This is a genomic window from Pseudomonas sp. LAMO17WK12:I5 (assembly GCF_900215165.1).
In the GTDB taxonomy this organism is placed as follows: Bacteria; Pseudomonadota; Gammaproteobacteria; order Pseudomonadales; family Pseudomonadaceae; genus Aquipseudomonas; species Aquipseudomonas putida_A.
Genome location: NZ_OBDS01000014.1, coordinates 95693 through 113916 on the forward strand (window position 1 = coordinate 95693; position 18224 = coordinate 113916).

The window sequence follows — 18224 nt, forward strand, 5'->3', positions numbered from 1 at the left end:
CATGAACCGTCGCGACACAGAGAGAAAACAAACTTCAAAAAACCCAACGAAGACTTTCGTCAGGCCGGCACCGCTCCCAGCAACTGCGCCAGCGTTGCACTGCCGTCGGCATCATCGACTTCGACGATTTCCCGCAGCCTCTGCACCAGGCTCGATACCGGATAGGAACGCCCGCCCTCGAACCCGAGGAAGACGTCGCCACGCATCGCCGGATCCACCGAGCACACATCCCGCAGGATCAGGCTGTGCTGGCGATCCGGGTCGACAATCAGCAAGTGCTCGTCGACAAACGACAGTTGCAGTGTTTGCGGTGCGTCCAGCGCCCAGACCAGCTTGCCGGGAATCGCCGGAACCTCGCCCAGCGGGTGACGGCAATCGACAATCACCGAGTCCAGCCGCAACCAGCAGGCCCTCGACAGGTGATACGTGACGCCGCCCTGCCCCAGGCGCAACACCAGACAGCTCACGTCATCAGCGATCAGTGGCAACAGGTCTTCAACCTTGTTCTGGCCCTCGACCACCAACACCTCGGCCTCGCGCCGCATGTATTCGAACGGGCCGATGCTCTGCTGACCGGGGTAGACGTGTACGCGGTGTGCCTGAAGTTCGTGCAGCAGCACATGCCGATGGCGGGTGCCGAGCAATTCGCAATCGTCTGGCAGGTTCTGGCCTGCTACACGAATCAGTTGTGCATTCGCCACGTCGTACCATTGCAGGTTGCCCGCGCCAGACTCCACGGCGATGTAGGGCCCATGCTCGGCGGTCTCCAGCAATGCCTGCAGAGACTCCGGCAAATGTTCCGCGTGCTCGCTGGCCCAGTGATGATCGACGCCGATGATCCTTTCAGCTTCCTGATATCGCAGCTTGAGTGACACGCCGTTGACCGATGTCCCGTACAGACCGGAGCCGTCATTGCGCACGGCGCTGAACCGCCAGTCGTCCCACTCGGCCTGCGGTGCCGGCAGCATGTCGCTCGCCAGTAACTGGGCGCCGCTGCCGAATGCTGGCTCGAGTTGCCGGCTGTCGAAGAACCGCTGACTGCAGATTTCACCGCTGGCGACATCGAACAGCCAGACCGCCTGGTTGTCCGGTGTGACCCCGAGCAGGCGCATTTCCCGTTCGTGCCCCGGATCGCACAGCAGCAAGCGGTTATCCACATACCAGGCACACAGGCTGCGATCACCGGCGGCGTTGCGCAGACCCAGAATGGCGAAACTGTTGACCGGGTACTTCACCGCCAGCGTTTCGAGTGCCTGCCACCACTGTGCGCGCCCCCTGAGCCAGCGCTCACTCAAGCCACCCAGATGCACTTCACCCTCTGCGGTCAGGTTGAAGAACAGACCGTCGTCGGTCAGGGCCAGATACCCGTCCTGCACCGGTACAACGTCATTCAACCCGTCGGGTTGCAGCCATTGATGCGTCCATTGTGTCGGCCAGCGCTCGCTGCCAGCGGACGCGCTGCGTTGCACCTTGCACAGCTTTTGCGCCAGCCGGTCGTAGATGAAAAACAGCTCGTGCTCATCGTTGACCGGCAGAAGCAGCAGATCACCAAGCTGTTTGATCGAATCGACCCAGCCGCGGTCATGCCCGAAGACAAACGGATGAATGCACAACAGGTCACGGCTGCGAATCCAGACCAGGTCACGTTTGCCCGGATCGAACGCCCAGCAGACCGACACGTAAGCGGCCGGTTGCCAGTCGACGGTACTGACGCCTGCGCGTTCGGGTACCGGCGATAACGTGAAATAGTGACCAAGCACTACCGACCAATCCGTCAAGGTCGGGTTGGCGAACACTCGCTGGCCCAGCTCACGGTCAATCTCTCGGGTAACTGCCACCAGTTGCAGTTGGCCTTCATGGATCAGGTAGTTGAATTGCGTGACTTGCCGATCGGTACCCAGCCATTGCTGTTCGATATGAATCACGCCCTGCGCATCGACTTCAATACGCCGAATGCTGCACTGCCCCTCCATGACAAGCAGACGGTAGCGGCACTTGAGCAAACCGCTGACGGCATCGATCTGCCAGATATCGTAGTTGTGCAGCTCATAGAAAAACGCAGAATCGTCGACCACCGCCGCCAGCAGCATTTCATCGGCCGCCAGTACCTCTTCACTGCGGATGTACAGAAAACGATCCTCGGCAGCGTCGTACCAGGCCGTGGTGTGACGCGGCTGGCTCTCGGGCTCGAAAGAAATCGGAAAGTGATGAACTGGCGTGTAAGGCAGCACCAGCCGATGCTCCCGGGCCAGTGTCTGGTAATGCGTGAGCAGCGACTGCTCATTCTCCCCGGCTGGCGCGCTCTGCTCGATAATGTCCAGTCGTCCGTCACTGCGGTTGACCTTGAACGATTGCCGCCCGGTCAGCTGAAGCATGACCTCATGCCGACCTCTGCCGCCGAACGTCACCTTCACCCCACCCACCGAAAGAACCCCGCCGACGTCGATCCGCACATCCCTCTCGGTGGCCCAGGCGGCTACCAGATTCCAGCGGCACTGCTGCAGGCTGGGGGACTGCAACTGGAGATTGACCCCGCGATTGAGGATCAGTGAGCAGGCGCCGCCCGCACCTTCGATGCGGTACGACACCTTGTCGTGCCAGACCTGCGGCATCATTGGCACCGCCAGCGCACGCTCGTGGGCATCCAGCCGCACCTCGATCACGGTTGGCCGATACGACGGTGCGAGACGGTTGATGATGTAGTGCACGGGAAAGGAGTAGAACGAAAACAGAAACCGCCGCTGGCCAGCCGCATCCTTCTTCTCCAGCTTGCGGGCGGTATCGAAGCCGGTGTCGTGACGCAGCGTCGAGAAAGGCAGCGCCTTGTATTCGTAACCGTAGTACGTGGTCGGCGTGCACGGCAGGACGACCAGTTGCGTGCTCGGCGGATCGAAGTGGATGTAGCCGGGAAGACCCAGTTCACGCCGCAGATCGAGCGCTTGTTGATCATCCGGATTGAAATCCGGCACCCCGAAATGGTCGCGCAGCCGATACACCTTCGGACTGTCGAGCACCAGCATCGTGCGATTGAAGTCCAGGCTCTGGACGACCAGCGAAGGGTGAGCGACCCACGCCCCGAGTCCGTCGTCATACCGATAACCGACACCCCGACAGGCCCGCTCCAGCTCATCGAAGAACAGCCCGACCTCCTGCGCCTGCTCAGCGATCCTGGCAAACCCCTGGGCCAGGGCCGCCACACCCACGGCCAGTCCGCCCAGGATCACCCCGGCTCCACCGAGCACGGCGGCCGCTGTTGCCGCGCCCGCCGTGGCAGCCCCCAGACCACCGGCGGTCAACGCCAGACTGGCGGAGTCGAAGGCCAGTTGGGTGCCGAATTGCGCGCGCTCGATCTCGTTGTCTGCCGTCGCCAATTGATAGATGTCGAAACCGACATTAGCCAGCCCCAGCACCGCGCCCACGCCTTCGTTGGCGACATGCCCCAGCGCCTCGCCAACCACCGGCGCACAGGTGCGGGCGATGATCTTCTCTTCATTGAGCGCGGTTTTTACCAGACTGATCAGGCCAGCGACATCCGTGACATTGCCATGCACCAGCTGCGCGTAATTGACGTAAGCGTGCAAACGCACGGCGGTGGTCAGGGTGCGGTCATCCCCCTCTCGTCCACGCAGGACGTTCATCAGTGCCTGGATGGTGAAGCCGGTATTGAGCGTGTGTACGGCACCCGCCTCTGCCATCTGTGGCGAGGCTCGGGTGCCCAGTGCCGAAAACTGCTCCGACAGATAATTTCTGATGCGCAGCAGACGGTGATCGGAGCTCACCACCTGCACCACATGCTCGGCCTGCGAGGGATCGATCAGGTTGATCCGGTACTCGCCGGCAGGCGTCATCTCCAGGGTTTCGAACAACGGCACCAGCGGTTTTGCCGCCGCATGCAAGTGCTGTAGAGCGTCAGTCGCCTGGGCAATCTGCTGTCCCCACCAATGACTGTCCAGATCGCGCAGGCTGCGCCCCAGGTGCGGATTATTGACCAGGGAATGGCCGCGAGCACTGTTCAGGCGCCGACGGATCGGTCGCTGTGTATGCTCCGGCAGCACATTGTCGGATTCCAGCAATTGCCCGACGCGCAAACCGCCGGACAGATCCAGCGCCGCTATCTTTTGCCCCTGCAGCTCGATCAGATCAAATGTCGGGCGCGCGTCGTCGCCATAGGCCGCATAGTATTTCGCCATGCCCTGTTTCTGGAAAAGGTCGGTCAGTGCCAGTTGGAGCTGGTCTGGCTGGCCGAACTCGAACACGCCGAAATTGGGATCATAAAAGTGATAGGTGGCGCGCCCACCATTGAAGGTTTTCGCCACCAGCATGGCGTGGTTATCCGAGTTGAGCATCAGCGTGCGCGAGCTGGCGAACGCCTCCAGCGTGGTGCCGAGCTGCTGCAGATCGACCCGCCCCAGCGGCTTGCCGATATCGTGCAACTGCACGCCGCGCAACTCCTCGAGCGCCTCCAGAAATACAATTGAATCGCGCTGCTGCGGCTCGACCGTGGCCAGGAAGAATCGCTCGCGCAAGCGTCGCGACGCCGCCACGCCGTGCTCCAGAGCAGCGCTCATGATCAGCGCCAGCGGGTAACAACGGCCACCGGGATCCCCTGGCCCCTGGAGCAACAGATCCTGCGGCACCAGTTTGACGTCACTGGCCTCGATTTGCCCCAGTACCTGACCCAGCCGCAGGATCACCTGCTCACGATGTTCGCGGGTGGCGATGGTCTGGATATGGGCAACATGACGGCCCCATTGAAACAGCGTGTGCGCCTGCGACAGCGCAGCTCGTTTCAACGTTAGCGCGCTGTCCGACGAGACCATCGGCTGGTCGACATGGCTGGCGAGACCGGCCATGAATTGCGGCGCCCGATGCTGATACAGATGGCGTTCAATGGCCGCATAACGCACCGATGCTCCTACCTCGGCAACGCTGTTGGCGAGGTTGTCGAGCTCGGGGGCAAGTTGCGTGAAGCTTGAGTTATCCAGTGAGCGTACGCCGAGCATCTGTCCCAACACTACCCTTTGCAAGGGACTGATCTGGAAGAACTGCAGCGAACCCTCGGCAATGCCGCTTAGCAACTCATCCAGCGCCAGCCCCTGAATCCGCGCATCACTGAGCGACGCCGGAGCTTGCAGAGTGACGGGTTGGGCCTTGATGGCCTGACGATCGTCGAACCCCAGACCCGGCCCTTCGGGAAAAACCAGCGGACCGTTATGACCTTGCCTCATCGCCGCCACAAACGGTGCACCGAGTCGGTCGATCATCCCTTGCAAGACCTCCGTCAATAACACCGGGCGTCCCTCGATGAGCGGCCAACCCTCTTCGAACAACACAGTCTGTTGTTTGAGCAGGGCAGCAACATCACCGCTGTAGCGGGCACTGAACTGTCCTTGCCGCCAACGCTGCTGTTCGTCGACAACCCATTGTTCATCATCGCTGGCGTTGTCTTTCCACGAGTGATCCTGCTCCTCCTCGGTCTTGTCGTTGATCATCCAGAGCGGCTCGATGGCAGTCTCGACGCGCACTGTTTCATCTTCGCGCGGGACGAAGTTGTGCCGTTCGTAATCGCGCATGCCAGCGCGCATCGCGGCCGGGCCAGTCAGAAAAATTGTCCATTCGCTCTGCGGGCGGATACCGTCTTCGAAATATCCAGCGACCGCCAGAATCAGTTCGTTCGCCGTTGCATGCTCGATCGAGGACAGAGCGGCAATCGAGCCGCAGTTTTGCTCGAATACCTCGCGCGCAAGCGTCGACATGCCGTAAAAATCGCTCAGCGCAACGCCGCGCTTGGCCGCCAGTCGAGCCGTCAGGTCGATGAAGTCATAATTGAAGCGAAACCGGTCGATCACGCTTTTGAGCATCGGCGATCGGGCATGGGCCATCAGGAAGGAATTGCTCAGCGAGCTCTGCACAGCAACTGCCCGCAAGTCCTGTGGGCGGACGAGCAACTCGGCCGGCGCCTGGAACACTTCATTCAGCGCCGGTTTTTGTCGGGCAAACGTCTCAAGCGCGGCGCGGTGTTGCTCGGGAATGCTTGCCAGATAATCAGTGTACTGGTGGCGCAGCGCCTCGCGTGCAGGCATCCAGTGCCGATTGTGATCGAGCAGCAGTTGCAGAACGCCAACGCGTGACCGGGGATCAAACCCGCTGATGTCAACGCCTCCCAGGGTCTTGACCAGTGGCGGCAGATTATCGACATCGGCATATCCGCCGCCCTCTTCGTAAACGACCTCGGCGCGCACCACATCGGAAGCAGCTGCCAGATTGCCGCGCAACCGGATTTCGCGCTCGTAGATATCCTGTAATTGCAGCGGAGTATCCAGGGCGTTCAAGTCGCGCAACTGCAGGTCGTCTCCTGCGAGGTCCAGCAGACTGCGGCGGTTTTGCTCGATCAGCGCCTCCAGTTGCGCGGCGTCCTGCCCATAGGCACGGGCCAACAGATCGACGCGTGCTTCATCAGCTGAAAGTCCCCGCGCCAGTGCGGCATCGATATGCATGGACATCTGTTGTTTAAGGACGATGGCCCGTTCTTCGTACAGCGTGCCCAACTGGTCTTTGGAAATACTGTCGCTGCCATCTTGTTGCAGGGCGTCAGCCTTGGCCGCCTCGACGATCAGCCTGTTGGTTTGCCAGGCCAACAATGCGTCGCTGTCGTACCAGAGATGGAGGCTGTAACCTTGCCCGTTCAGCACCTGTTTCCAGAGGTTGAGATAGTCACGCTGTATCGCGCCCAGTCCTCCACCGAGCCAGACAAAGTGCAGATTCTTCGGCACCGCAGTCGGGGTGCTCTTCGCGTACGCCAGGCTGTTTTGCACACGGGTCTCGAAAGCCTGGATGCTGTTATAGATGCGCGACAACTGTGCAGGCTGGCTATCGGATTGCGAGTATTTATGTGGCGAACCGATCAACTGGCCGATCGACTGCTTGAGCAGTGCCAAAGGCTCGATCAGTCGTGGAGAATCGAGCAAGCCGATACAGGCAAAATAATAACGCCACACTGACTGATAGGATTCACTGCCCCTGTACGCCGACATGGCCTGTTCCAGATCCGCCTGCTTGAACAGTTTGATGAATTTGACAAACCCGCTGGCGTCTTGAGTTCTTCGGTCCTGCATGAAAGTTGCTCCTTTGCCCTGACCAGTAACGAAAGTGCCCGCTGGCACTTGCATAGCGGCCAAACTAACTTCTGGCGAATCGGAGCTCAAACTTCAAAACTTTCAATACATGTCAAAATCAACAACTAAAAAACAACTGATAACGCATGTAACGGCAACAAGTTATTTCTACAATCAATATATAAATCAAACGCACCCGAGCAGAACGCGAAATTATCAAGGCTGCAATTTCAGGTCTGCCTATCAGTATTCAAGATAAGTCGAACAGAATGTAAGCAAAGAGAAAGCTCTCACACAGAAGCGGAGCAGATCGTACAGGTCGCGTTGAACAATATGACGCGGTCAGATCCGGAAACAATCTGTGCGGGAGATCGCGGTTGGCGAGGCAGCAAGCTCCCTCGCCAACGGCTCAGGACTGGGGCTTTTCGCCGTACCAGCGCGGCGTGTAGACCCACTCGCCACCTTCAGCCTTGGGGAAGGTGCAAGTCGTTGAAGAGCCAACCAGCACCATGGTGCGCATGTCCACCTGATCCGGGGTCAGTTGCCCCAGTGTCGTCACGCGCAGGGTTTGCCCCGGGCGACCGATGTCGCGCCCCAGCACCACCGGTGTTGCCGCGCTGCGATGCTGCGCGACGATTTCCAGCGCACGCCCCAATTGCCACGGGCGTGCCCGGGAAATCGGGTTGTAGAAGGCCAGCGCCAGATCGGCCTCGGCCGCCAGATCCAGACGTTTTTCAATGATCGACCACGGCTTGAGGTTGTCCGACAGCGACATCACGCAGAAATCATGCCCCAGCGGCGCACCCGCTTGCGCAGCCGTGGCAAGCGAGGCGGACACTCCCGGCAGGATTTCCAGCTCGACGCTGTGCCATTTCGGGTCGGTCGACTCGTGCAACGCTTCGAGCACCGCCGCGGCCATGGCGAACACGCCGGGGTCGCCGGATGAGACCACGATGACCGAACGCCCCTCGGCCGCCAGCCGGAAGGCGTGGCGGGCGCGCTGCATTTCTTCGCGATTGTCGGTGCAGTGCTGCACCTGATCATCGCGAAACGGGCCGGCCATGCGCACATAGGTTTCGTAGCCGAGCACATCGGTGGCCCGCGCCAGTTCCGCCTTGACCGCAGGCACCATCAACTCGGCAGCGCCGGGGCCAAGGCCGATCACCGCCAGGCGCCCACGTTGACGACCGATCTGCGCGACGTCCAGCGGCTGTTCGGCCCGCGCAATCGCCAGACCGTTGGTATTGCTGATCGCGGCCTGCGGCAGTGCCTGACGAGCCAACTCGCCGAGGTCTTTCTGCGCCGCGACAAAGCGTAGCGGCACCCCCAGTTCGAGGGCGGCTTCACGCAGTCTGGCCGACGCCATTTCAGTATCAGCCGCCAGCAGACAGGCCAGCGACTGCTGCGCAACCCCGGCCTGCTGCAACGCGGCGCGCACGGCATGCGGCAGATCGTCCAACTGCGCACTCACCGCCACCGCCACACTGCGGGGATAGATCAGCAACTCGTTGGCGCTCGCGACACGCTCGGCACTGCCGACATGAATCGAGCGCTGCGCCTGCGGGTCTTGCGGCAACTGCGCCTGATCCAGCCACGGCGCCGCCCCTTCAATGCGCACGCTGTGCCCCGCCAGCAGATCGGAAACGAAACGCTTGCCCAGTTCCAGATCAGCCAGCGCATAACCGCTGGGTGGATTGAGCAGGCAGGTGCCAAAACGCAATTCGCCACTGGTGGTGATTGCTGCGGCGACCTGCAATGCGGCGGCGATTTCCCGGGCCATGACATTCACTCCGCCGAGGCCACCGAGCAGCGGCACCACGGCGCTGCCGTCTTCAGCAACGGCGAGCACCGCCGGTTCAGCACCTTTTTCCAGCAGCAACGGCGCCAGGGTGCGAATGACAATGCCGGCCGCGCACAGGGCAATGATCGGCGTGTCTTGCTGATACAACTCACGCAGGGTCGCGCCGAATTCCTGATAGCTGCAGTCGGCGCCTTCGACGCGTCCGGCGAGGCCGTGGATCTGCGCTGTCGGATACAACTGCTGGATCCGCCGTGCGGTGGCGAGCGCGCCCTGTCCGAGGATGACAATGGCCGGTGTGGATGGCGTCATCAACCTTGCCACCGTTCGCCCGGGACGATGATCAGCGAGAAGTACGGCGAGGACATCGGCTCGACCTGATCCAGCGGCACGATCTTCTGATTGGCCATGGTCGCGCGTTCGACGTACAGCGCCCGCTCGGCCAGACCGAGTTCTTCGAGTACCGCACGGACCTTGGGAAAGTTGCGCCCCAGTTTCATGATCACCGCCGCATCGGCGTCGGCCAGACGGCGCTTGAGATCCTCATGCGGCAGCACGCCGGAGAGCACCGACAGGCTCTGGTTGCGATACACCAGCGGCGCGCCGAGCACCGAGGCGCCGCCGAGCATCGAGCACACGCCCGGCACCACTTCGGCTTCATAGCGCGTGGACAACCGGTCATGCAGATACATGTAGGAGCCGTAGAAGAACGGATCGCCTTCGCAGATCACTGCAACGTCGCGCCCGGCGTCCAGATGCGCCGCAACTTCTTCGGCGGCATCATCATAGAAATCGCTGATCACTTGCTCGTAGGACAGCGGCGCCGGCAGCACTTCGGTGGTCACCGGGTACACCAGCGGCAACAGATTCTGCGCGTCCTGCAGGTGTGCTTCGATAATGCCGAACGCATTGCCCTTCTTGCCCTTGGCGACAAAGTACGCCACCACTGGCGACTCGCGCAGCAGACGCAGGGCTTTGACGGTGATCAGTTCCGGATCACCGGGGCCCACACCGAGGCCGATCAAACGTCCTTTGGCCTGCATCATTCGATCTCCGTGGCGAGGGCATTGACTGCTGCGGCGGCCATGGCGCTGCCGCCGAGCCGGCCTTGCATGATCACGAACGGTACGCCGCGACTGTCAGCCGCCAGCGCCGCTTTCGATTCGGCAGCGCCGACGAAGCCCACCGGGAAGCCAAGGATCAGCGCCGGTTTCGGTGCCCCGGCGTCGAGCATTTCCAGCAGATAGAACAGTGCGGTCGGCGCGTTGCCGATCACCACCACGCTGCCTTCCAGATGCGGCCGCCACAGTTCCAGCGCGGCCGCCGAGCGGGTGTTGCCCAGCTCACGGGCCAGCTGCGGCACGCTGTCGTCACGCAAAGTGCAGATCACCTCGTTGTTGGCTGGCAGACGGGCACGGGTCACGCCTTCGGAGACCATCCGCGCGTCGCACAGGATCGGCGCACCGGCCGCCAGCGCATCGCGCCCGGCCTTGCCGGCACCTTCGGAAAACTGCAGACCATCGACCGCCTCGACCATGCCGCAGGCGTGGATCACCCGCACCGCGAGTTTTTCCAGATCGGCCGGGATGCGCGCCAGATTGGCCTCGCTGCGAATGATCGCGAAGGAGTTGCGATAGATCTCCTGACCGTCGCGGATGTAATCAAGCATCAAGGGGGCTCCGTGAGCGGGCGTCGAGCAGGATCGCGGCCGCTTCAATAGTAAGGTTGCGTGCGTGCAGCGTGCCGAAACCCGGCAGCGCTGCATCGCGAAAATAAAGGTTGTAATGACCGGGGCTGACCGCCAGCAATGTCGCCGCTGCGCAATGGGCCGCCGCACAAGAGCGCGGGCAACCGGACAGGTGCACGTGCTGCGCCTGTGGCAACAACGTCGCCAGCAGCCGCGCGTCGTGTTTGGTATCGGCCAGACCTTTGCCACAACCGCTGGAGCCGGTGCAGGCAATCAGCCGGGACAGCGGCTCGCGGGTGTCGGTCAGCCAGTGCAATTGCCTCAGGTGTTGCAGGACTCGCCCCGGGTCGGCGGGTTTCACGTTCGGCAGCAGCAGACTTTGCCAAGGGGTGAAACGCAGGCTGCCATCTCCGAACTCGCGAGCCAGCCGGGCCACGCCCCGCAGCATGGCCGGATCGAGACGGCCGAGCGCCGGCACCGCACCGACATATACCCGGTCGTCAGCGTTTTGCGCGTGAACACCGATATGCAGCGCATCCGCCATCGGCGTGCGCTGTCGAGCAACGGCAGCTTTGATCGCCACGCGTTCGCGCAATTGTTCGAGAAACGCCAGCAGCGGCAGTTCATCGAGCAAATGGCGCATGCGGGTCTGCTCCGGCCGAGCCAGCTCAAGGAACAACTCCAGCACCGCGACCACCAGTGCATGGCCGTTTTCCACGCTCACGGCACCGGCCGCACGATCGGTCGGGCAGCCGGCCAGACCGAACGCCAACAACACTTCACCGTCACGTTCGAACGCCGACAGCCACAGATCATGCGGATGCTCGAGCATCGCCAACGCCTCACCGCCGTCCAGCTGCACGGCGAACTTGGCACTCAACTGGTGAAAGCGCGGATGCGTCTGCAATGTCGCCAGAATCTGTTCAGCCAGGGGCCGGGTATCGAACAGCGACTGCTGATCGATCCCGGCACTGGGGCTGAGCATCAGGTTGCGCACATCGTCGCCCGCTGCGGTTTGCGGCCCCAGGCCGGCGGCCAGCAAACTGTCGATCAATGCCGCTGACTGCTCGCCGATGCCGCGAATCTGCAGATTGGCGCGGTTGGTCGCCTCGATCGCGCCACTGGCAAAACGCTCGGCGGCATCGGCCACCGCGTCGGCCTGATTGGCAGTGATCGAGCCGCCATTGAGCTTGATCCGGCAAATGCCGCCGTCCAGCGCCTGGACAATACGCAGCAACCCCGGACAAGCCGAGGGGCGCAGAGCGGTGGACATTGAGCGTTCGTTCAAGGGATGACCGGCTGACGGGCAGCGCTGTGGTGGGCGAAAGGTCGCCATTATGCCTGCTTTGCCCGAGCGCATGAAAATGCCTGCCGGTCGGAAACTGCGGCTGTTCAGAGTTCGACCTCCTCAAGGTCGGGCACGCTCTCGCGAATCGCCTGATCTACAACGTCCCGGCTTTTGTCGATGTCCCGGCGACTGATCACCATTCTCCTGGCGCGGATGTCCAGTTGCGACATCGGTTGATGGACCTGCCAGAACAGGTAGTTGGTACTCAACACCAACTTGAAAAAGCGGATATGGCTGAGCAACACAACCAACTCGCCGTTGGCGTTCTGACTGACCGGCACAATGTGCGAGGTGAAGGTTTTGCCACTCAGGGCGGTAAACTTTTGCAGTAGCGCTACATCTTTTTCAAGCGCTGCCAGCCCGGCTTCAACCTGCGCTAATTGAACGCGGGCGAGCAAGGGTGCTGTCGACCGCCGCCACGCCTCCTGCACACTTCCGGAAAACGCCTCCTGGACCAGCACCACCGGTTTCTCCTCCTGTTCCCAGCCACATGACCACAAGCCTCCGACAAAGTAATCGAACCACTCTGCAGGCTGAAGACTGCTGTCACAACGGCTGTCCGCCGCGATCTGGGCGAGATAAATGCAGTTCCTCACAAATCTGTTATCGGCCTCTGCCCGCCCCTCCAGTCCGGTGAACAACATATTATTAACGGCAACTGCATTACTCTGACTTAAACGTGTAGCTGAATTGATATCCATATCGCTCCCTGCCAACTTGGCACGTATTAATTTTATAGCTTCATTGCGCCAGACTTATTAAAAAGAACTGACTTGGAATCAAACTAACAAAAACGGAAGTTGAAAAAATCACTATTACTCGACATTAAGTTTCCGCGTTGTTCTCGACACGCCGCGACGACAGACCTGCGTCAGGTGCCGGCAGTCGCGTTATCATGCCGCCCGTGAAGATCTACTCAGGATTAAGGAACGGCATGACACCCTGGCTGACGGTTGTGGGAATCGGTGAAGACGGCTTCAAGGGCCTGGGCAAAAACGCCCGGCGCGCCCTGCTGGCTGCTTCGCGGATCATCGGCGGCCAGCGGCAACTGGACTTGCTGCCGGTGTGCATTCGTGGCGAACGCACTTTGTGGCCGAGTCCGTTTTCCCTCGCGCCGGTATTGGAGCAGCGCGGCGAAGCGGTGTGCGTGTTGGCCAGTGGTGATCCGATGTTCTACGGCGTCGGCGCCAGCCTCGCGCGGCACGTGCCGAGTGCCGAGATGCTGATCCTGCCCGCGCCCTCTTCCTGTTCGCTGGCCGCCGCCCGGCTCGGCTGGCCGTTACAGGAGGTGGTCACCCTCTCGCTGGTGGCGCGACCACTGGCGGCACTCAATGCGCAGCTGTTCAGCGGGGTGCGCCTGTTGCTATTGAGCAATGACCGGCACAGTCCGGCGGCAGTCGCGGCGCTGCTGCGCGAGCGCGGTTTTGGCGGCAGCCGCCTGACTGTGCTTGAGCATTTGGGCGGCGATGCCGAACGGCGCCTCGAAAGTACTGCCAATGACTGGAATGACCCGGCGATTGCCGATCTGAATGTGATCGCCATCGAATGCCTGGCCGATGCGCAGGCACCGCGCCTGTCACGTCTTGCCGGACTGCCCGATTCGGCATTCCAGCACGACGGCCAACTGACCAAACGCGATGTCCGCGCCATCACCCTAGCCCGCCTCGCGCCGATCCCCGGCGAACTGCTGTGGGATGTCGGCGGCGGTTGCGGCTCGATCGGCATCGAATGGATGCGCGCGCACCCGAGCTGCCGCGCGATTGCCATCGAGGCGGACGAAGGCCGACAGGCCTTGATCGAACACAACCGCGACGCGTTGGGCGTACCCGGTCTGCACCTGGTGCGTGGCCGCGCACCGCAGGCCCTTGCCGGGCTGGAGCGACCCGACGCGGTCTTCATCGGCGGCGGCGTGACCCGTGAAGGCGTGTTTGAAACCTGCTGGGAACAACTCAAACCCGGTGGTCGACTGGTTGCCAACGCCGTGACCCTGCAAAGTGAAGTCACTCTGATGCACTGGCGCGAACGCCACGGCGGCGAACTGACCCGAATTCACATGGCCCAGGCGCAACCGCTGGGCGAGTTCGACACCTGGCGTCAGGCGTTGCCGATTACCCTGCTGGATCTGGTCAAACCCCTCGATGCGTGACGAAACCGCCGAACAACCCGCGCCCCTGCGCAGCGGCCTGACCACCGGCAGCTGCGCCACCGCCACCAGCCTCGCCGCCGCCCGCCTGCTGCTCGGCGGTACGTCGGCGGATGCGGTGCAGATCGTTCTGCCCAAAGGCAAACAAGTGCAGATGCGCCTGGAGTTCTGCCGCCTGACCGAGGGCGGCGCCGAGGCCGGGACGATCAAGGACGCCGGCGACGACCCCGACGTAACGCACGGTGCTCTGCTCTATTCGCACGTGCGGCTGCTGGCCGAGCCGGGGATTCGCTTTGTCGCGGGCGCAGGTGTCGGCACCGTGACCCGGCCGGGGCTGGTGCTCGGCGTCGGTGAACCGGCGATCAACCCGGTGCCACGCAAGATGATCAGCGACCACCTGACGCTGCTCGCCACCGAAAGCGCTTATGCCGGCGGTTTCGAGGTCACGGTCAACGTCGAGGGCGGCGAGGCGCTGGCGCTGAAAACCATGAACCCGCGGCTGGGCATTCTCGGTGGTTTGTCGATCCTCGGCACCAGCGGCATCGTCCGGCCGTTTTCCTGCGCGGCGTACATCGCCTCGATCCATCAGGGCATCGACGTTGCCAAAACCAATGGCTATCTGCACATTGCCGCGTGCACCGGCAACGCCAGCGAAGACACCATGCGCCGGGTCTACGACCTGCCGGAAATCGCCCTGATCGAAATGGGCGACTTTGTCGGCGCAGTGCTCAAGCATCTGCGCAAAGTGCCGGTGGATAAACTCAGCCTGTGCGGCGGCTTCGGCAAGATCAGCAAACTGGCGGCCGGGCACATGGATCTGCACTCGCGGCATTCGAGTATCGACCTGCCGCAACTGGCTGAATGGGCGGCGGCGATTGGCGCTGATCAGGCGTTGCAGCAGAGCATTCGTGAAGCGAACACCAGTCAACAGGCCTTGGCGATGGCCAGCGCGGCGGGCATTGCCCTCGGCGATGAGGTCTGCCGCCACGCGCTTGATTTCGCACGCAGCGTGGTGCCGGCGCAGGTGCAGGTCGAGGTGTTTGCGATTGATCGCCAAGGCGGCATTGTCGGCCACGCCGGAGGTTTTGCATGAAACGCATTCTGTTGCTTGGCGGCGTCACCGAGGCGTTGGCCATCGCCCGTACGCTGGGGCCAGAACACATTTACAGTCTGGCCGGCGTGGGCCGGGTGCCGACCGACCTGACCTGCCAGGTGCGCGTCGGCGGCTACGGCGGGGCCGAAGGTCTGGCGCAATTCATTCGTGCTGAAGGCATCGACCTGCTGTTCGATGCGACCCACCCTTACGCCGCGCAAATCAGCCACAACGCCGCCATCGCCGCACAACTCGCCGGCATCCCCTGCTGGGCCTTGCGCCGCCCCGCGTGGCAGCCGCAACCGGGCGACGACTGGCGAGAAGTCAGCGACTGGGCCGAACTGATCGAAGCCCTCAAACCGTTCCGCCGCCCGCTGTTCACCCTCGGCCGCGAACCGCTGCAACACCTCGACGAAATCCCTGCCAACCAGTATTGGACCCTGCGCGCCCTCGACGCTTATCCCGGTAACGAACGCTGCGAAGTCATCGGCGCCCGTGGGCCGTTTCTGCTGGAGGATGAACGCGCACTGTTCGAACGCCGGCAGATCGATGTGCTGATCAGCAAGAACAGCGGCAGCACCGCGACCGAGCCGAAACTGGAAGTGGCGCGGGAGTTGGGGGTACCGGTGCATGTGTTGAAGCGGCCAGTCTTGCCGGGGGTTGATCGGGAGTTTGGGTCTACGTCTGAAGTCCTTAATGCACTGCTGACGTCAGACTTTTCCTGATTTCGATTTAATCTGCGAATTAGCCGGCCTGTTTTGAGGAAGCAGCCGACTGTTCTTCGCTATTCCCTCACCTAATACTTCGGTTCCTTTAATCCATACAGGCAGACAACCGTCAAAAAGCGGCTTGCCAGCCTGTATCCCAAGGAATACGATCCTGACATGATCGAACTCGAACGATCCCGTATATTTTCCGAATGGCTCGACTCGTTGAAAGACATCATCGGCAAAGGCCGAATCATCTCCAGACTTCGAGCAGCCGAACATGGCAACTTTGGCGATTGCGGATTTGTCGGTGACACCGTTTACGAAATGCGTGTTCACTACGGCCCTGGTTACAGGATGTACTTCACTCGTCGAGACGAAGTGATTTATCTGCTGTTGATCGGCGGCGACAAATCGACACAACGGCGTGATATCAAGCGCGCCGTACAAATGGCACATAGCATCGGTAATGAGGAGTAAGTCATGACCGAAAAATTCACCCGTTTCGACGCCGCCGAGTACCTTAAAACCCCCGAGGACATGGCGGCTTATCTGGACGCTTGCTTTGATGATGATGAAGGCGATGGCGTACTCATCCGTGCAGCACTGAATGACATAGCCCGAGCCCAGGGCATGACACAGGTGGCACGTGATGCTGGCCTGGGTCGTGAAAGTCTCTATAAAGCGCTGAGCAGCACTGGTAACCCCGAATTCGCAACTATCATGAAGGTCATGAAGGCTTTGGGTTTGAGATTGCACGCCGTCGCGGTGTGATTGATCTGCGACACCATACCGCACGACGCCTTTTTACTTATCGGCCCTGATCAGGCTAAATAGCCCGCGCCTGATCGCCCACCCAACGGATCTGTCCCATGAACCGACACCGGCTTGCATTTGCCTGGATCGCCTGCTTCGCAGTGCTGTTCAACATGCTCGCCATGCCGATGACCGGGGCGATGGCGCAGGCGGCCAGTTCACCGGCCGAACAGTTGCTGTGGAGCAGTTTCTGCACCGGCAGCGGGACGAAGATGGTGGCGATCAACATCGGCGCCCCAGAGCAGAAAGCCCCGTCCAACGACAGCCATTCCAACATGCAGCATTGCTGGTGCTGCTCGGGTTCAGCGCCGCTGGTGGCGTTGCCGGGCCATGCACCGCAGCTGTATTTCGCCCGCTACGAAAGCAATCGCAGCGTGGCGCCACCCTCGTTGCAACCACCGACACCGCGCCAGCAATGGCCGAGCCTTAATCCCCGCGCCTCGCCTCTGGTTTGATTTGTTCTCGCAATTGACCTGCGTATCAAATCGTTCTGGAGAACTGCCATGTTGAACAAACTCTTCGTCATCGCTGCGCTGTTGCTGCCGGCGTGCTTCGCCCATGCCCACGAATACAAGGCCGGCGAGCTGGAAATCGCTCACCCGTGGTCGCAGGAGCTGCCGCCCAACGCGCCGACCGTCGCGGCTTATTTCGTGATCAGCAATCCCGGCAAGACCGACGACCGCCTGCTCAGCGTCGACTCGCCAATCACCGCCGAAGCGCAACTCCATGAGCACGTGATGCAGGGCGATCTGATGAAGATGCAGCAGGTGCCCAACGTGGTGATTCCTGCCGGCGGCAAGGTCACATTCGCGCCGATGGCCTATCACGTGATGCTGCTCAACCCGAAAGACCGCAGCCTGCTCAGCGACGGCAAACGCTTCCCGCTGACCCTGCATTTCGAGAAGGCCGGTAACGTCACCGTCGAAGTCGCGGTGCAGAAGAAACCTCCGCAAGATACCCAGGCACACGATCACGCCCAGTAACCGATCCGGCTGACCACGCCCGTGCGCCTGCAACGCGCCGGGGCATCCCGCCTGCATCGCCAGAGCCAGACTCTGACCCGCGGTAGCTGGATCGCCCTGTTCGCCATGTTGATGATCTTCATCGGCCCGCTGATTTCTCAGTCGATGCCGATGGATCAGCACGCCTCGACTTCCATGCCGATGAGCATGGACATGGCGATGGACATGCCGGGCATGGATCACGCCGCGCACGGCGCACAACCGGCTGCCGAACACTGCCTGCCACAATCCTCGCACCACGCCCTATGGGAAAAGTGCGGTTATTGCAGCCTGCTGTTCAATTGCCCGGCGCTGACCGGTGGCGGCACGTTCGCCACGTTCAGCATTGCCCACGTCAACACCTTCACCCCGCCCTCCCCGCGTCTGGGCCATGCCCGGCAGACCTTCTTCCCCGGCGCCCGCACCCGCGCCCCGCCCATCACGGCGTAAACACCGCACCTTTGATTGCACACGGTTGAGAAGACAGCTTCAGGCTGCCGGCCGTGTCGTTTACGA

Annotated in this window: 14 protein-coding genes; 8 read left to right on the top strand and 6 right to left on the bottom strand. The window is 61.7% G+C overall.

The genetic code is table 11. From position 1 onward, the window contains the following. Positions 1–59: 59 nt before the first annotated feature. The 6 genes from CRO59_RS23655 to CRO59_RS23680 form a co-directional block, all read right to left on the bottom strand. The gene (locus CRO59_RS23655; RefSeq protein WP_097089906.1) at positions 60–7115 is read right to left on the bottom strand and encodes a TcdA/TcdB pore-forming domain-containing protein; all 7056 of its coding nucleotides are present in this window, start codon (positions 7113–7115) and stop codon (positions 60–62) included. Between the two features lie 409 nt (positions 7116–7524). Further along, the gene (gene cobJ / locus CRO59_RS23660) at positions 7525–9225 is read right to left on the bottom strand and encodes a precorrin-3B C(17)-methyltransferase (RefSeq protein WP_096794810.1); all 1701 of its coding nucleotides are present in this window, start codon (positions 9223–9225) and stop codon (positions 7525–7527) included. Then, positions 9225–9959 carry a precorrin-2 C(20)-methyltransferase gene (locus CRO59_RS23665; RefSeq protein ID WP_371917839.1) on the bottom strand — a complete coding sequence of 245 codons (735 nt, stop codon included), beginning with the start codon at positions 9957–9959 and terminating at the stop codon, positions 9225–9227. The genes cobJ and CRO59_RS23665 overlap by 1 nt, the downstream gene beginning before the upstream one ends. Further along, positions 9956–10582: a precorrin-8X methylmutase gene (locus CRO59_RS23670; protein WP_096794809.1), complete on the bottom strand. Its 627-nt coding sequence runs from the start codon at positions 10580–10582 to the stop codon at positions 9956–9958. Before CRO59_RS23670 ends, CRO59_RS23665 begins: the two co-directional genes overlap by 4 nt. After that, a complete protein-coding gene (gene cobG, locus CRO59_RS23675) occupies positions 10575–11873 on the bottom strand; it encodes a precorrin-3B synthase (RefSeq protein ID WP_305883208.1) in 1299 nt (432 codons plus the stop codon). Before cobG ends, CRO59_RS23670 begins: the two co-directional genes overlap by 8 nt. 119 nt (positions 11874–11992) lie before the next feature. Beyond that, positions 11993–12649, bottom strand: coding sequence for a hypothetical protein (locus CRO59_RS23680; protein ID WP_096794807.1), 657 nt, complete (start codon positions 12647–12649; stop codon positions 11993–11995). 233 nt (positions 12650–12882) lie between these two features. Between CRO59_RS23680 and cbiE the strand changes: the two genes are divergently transcribed. From cbiE to CRO59_RS23720, 8 genes are all read left to right on the top strand, one after another. After that, entirely contained in the window at positions 12883–14094 is a 1212-nt protein-coding gene (gene cbiE / locus CRO59_RS23685) for a precorrin-6y C5,15-methyltransferase (decarboxylating) subunit CbiE (RefSeq protein ID WP_097089904.1), read from the top strand. Then, positions 14087–15184: a cobalt-precorrin-5B (C(1))-methyltransferase gene (locus CRO59_RS23690; RefSeq protein ID WP_097089903.1), complete on the top strand. Its 1098-nt coding sequence runs from the start codon at positions 14087–14089 to the stop codon at positions 15182–15184. Before cbiE ends, CRO59_RS23690 begins: the two co-directional genes overlap by 8 nt. Next, positions 15181–15909 (top strand): cobalt-precorrin-6A reductase, encoded by a 729-nt coding sequence (locus CRO59_RS23695; protein ID WP_097089902.1) that lies wholly within the window; start codon positions 15181–15183, stop codon positions 15907–15909. The genes CRO59_RS23690 and CRO59_RS23695 overlap by 4 nt, the downstream gene beginning before the upstream one ends. A gap of 159 nt (positions 15910–16068) precedes the next feature. Further along, on the top strand, positions 16069–16371 hold the full coding sequence (locus CRO59_RS23700) for a type II toxin-antitoxin system RelE/ParE family toxin (RefSeq protein WP_003221246.1): 303 nt from the start codon (positions 16069–16071) through the stop codon (positions 16369–16371). A 3-nt stretch (positions 16372–16374) separates the two neighbouring features. Further along, positions 16375–16665, top strand: coding sequence for an addiction module antidote protein (locus tag CRO59_RS23705; RefSeq protein WP_003221244.1), 291 nt, complete (start codon positions 16375–16377; stop codon positions 16663–16665). 98 nt (positions 16666–16763) lie between these two features. Next, on the top strand, positions 16764–17162 hold the full coding sequence (locus CRO59_RS23710) for a DUF2946 domain-containing protein (protein WP_097089901.1): 399 nt from the start codon (positions 16764–16766) through the stop codon (positions 17160–17162). Between the two features lie 48 nt (positions 17163–17210). Next, entirely contained in the window at positions 17211–17690 is a 480-nt protein-coding gene (locus CRO59_RS23715; RefSeq protein WP_097089900.1) for a copper chaperone PCu(A)C, read from the top strand. 21 nt (positions 17691–17711) lie between these two features. After that, a complete protein-coding gene (locus tag CRO59_RS23720; protein WP_097089899.1) occupies positions 17712–18158 on the top strand; it encodes a DUF2946 domain-containing protein in 447 nt (148 codons plus the stop codon). Positions 18159–18224: the final 66 nt, after the last annotated feature.

Bases quoted from the DNA above. Each gene is read 5' to 3' on its own strand.
- CRO59_RS23655 (WP_097089906.1), bottom strand. From the start codon at position 7,115: ATGCAGGACCGAAGAACTCAAGACGCCAGCGGGTTTGTCAAATTCATC.
- CRO59_RS23680 (WP_096794807.1), bottom strand. From the start codon at position 12,649: ATGGATATCAATTCAGCTACACGTTTAAGTCAGAGTAATGCAGTTGCC.
- CRO59_RS23700 (WP_003221246.1), top strand. From the start codon at position 16,069: ATGATCGAACTCGAACGATCCCGTATATTTTCCGAATGGCTCGACTCG.
- CRO59_RS23665 (WP_371917839.1), bottom strand. From the start codon at position 9,959: ATGATGCAGGCCAAAGGACGTTTGATCGGCCTCGGTGTGGGCCCCGGT.
- cbiE (WP_097089904.1), top strand. From the start codon at position 12,883: ATGACACCCTGGCTGACGGTTGTGGGAATCGGTGAAGACGGCTTCAAG.
- cobJ (WP_096794810.1), bottom strand. From the start codon at position 9,225: ATGACGCCATCCACACCGGCCATTGTCATCCTCGGACAGGGCGCGCTC.
- CRO59_RS23690 (WP_097089903.1), top strand. From the start codon at position 14,087: ATGCGTGACGAAACCGCCGAACAACCCGCGCCCCTGCGCAGCGGCCTG.
- CRO59_RS23705 (WP_003221244.1), top strand. From the start codon at position 16,375: ATGACCGAAAAATTCACCCGTTTCGACGCCGCCGAGTACCTTAAAACC.
- CRO59_RS23715 (WP_097089900.1), top strand. From the start codon at position 17,211: ATGTTGAACAAACTCTTCGTCATCGCTGCGCTGTTGCTGCCGGCGTGC.
- CRO59_RS23710 (WP_097089901.1), top strand. From the start codon at position 16,764: ATGAACCGACACCGGCTTGCATTTGCCTGGATCGCCTGCTTCGCAGTG.
- CRO59_RS23695 (WP_097089902.1), top strand. From the start codon at position 15,181: ATGAAACGCATTCTGTTGCTTGGCGGCGTCACCGAGGCGTTGGCCATC.
- CRO59_RS23670 (WP_096794809.1), bottom strand. From the start codon at position 10,582: ATGCTTGATTACATCCGCGACGGTCAGGAGATCTATCGCAACTCCTTC.
- cobG (WP_305883208.1), bottom strand. From the start codon at position 11,873: ATGTCCACCGCTCTGCGCCCCTCGGCTTGTCCGGGGTTGCTGCGTATT.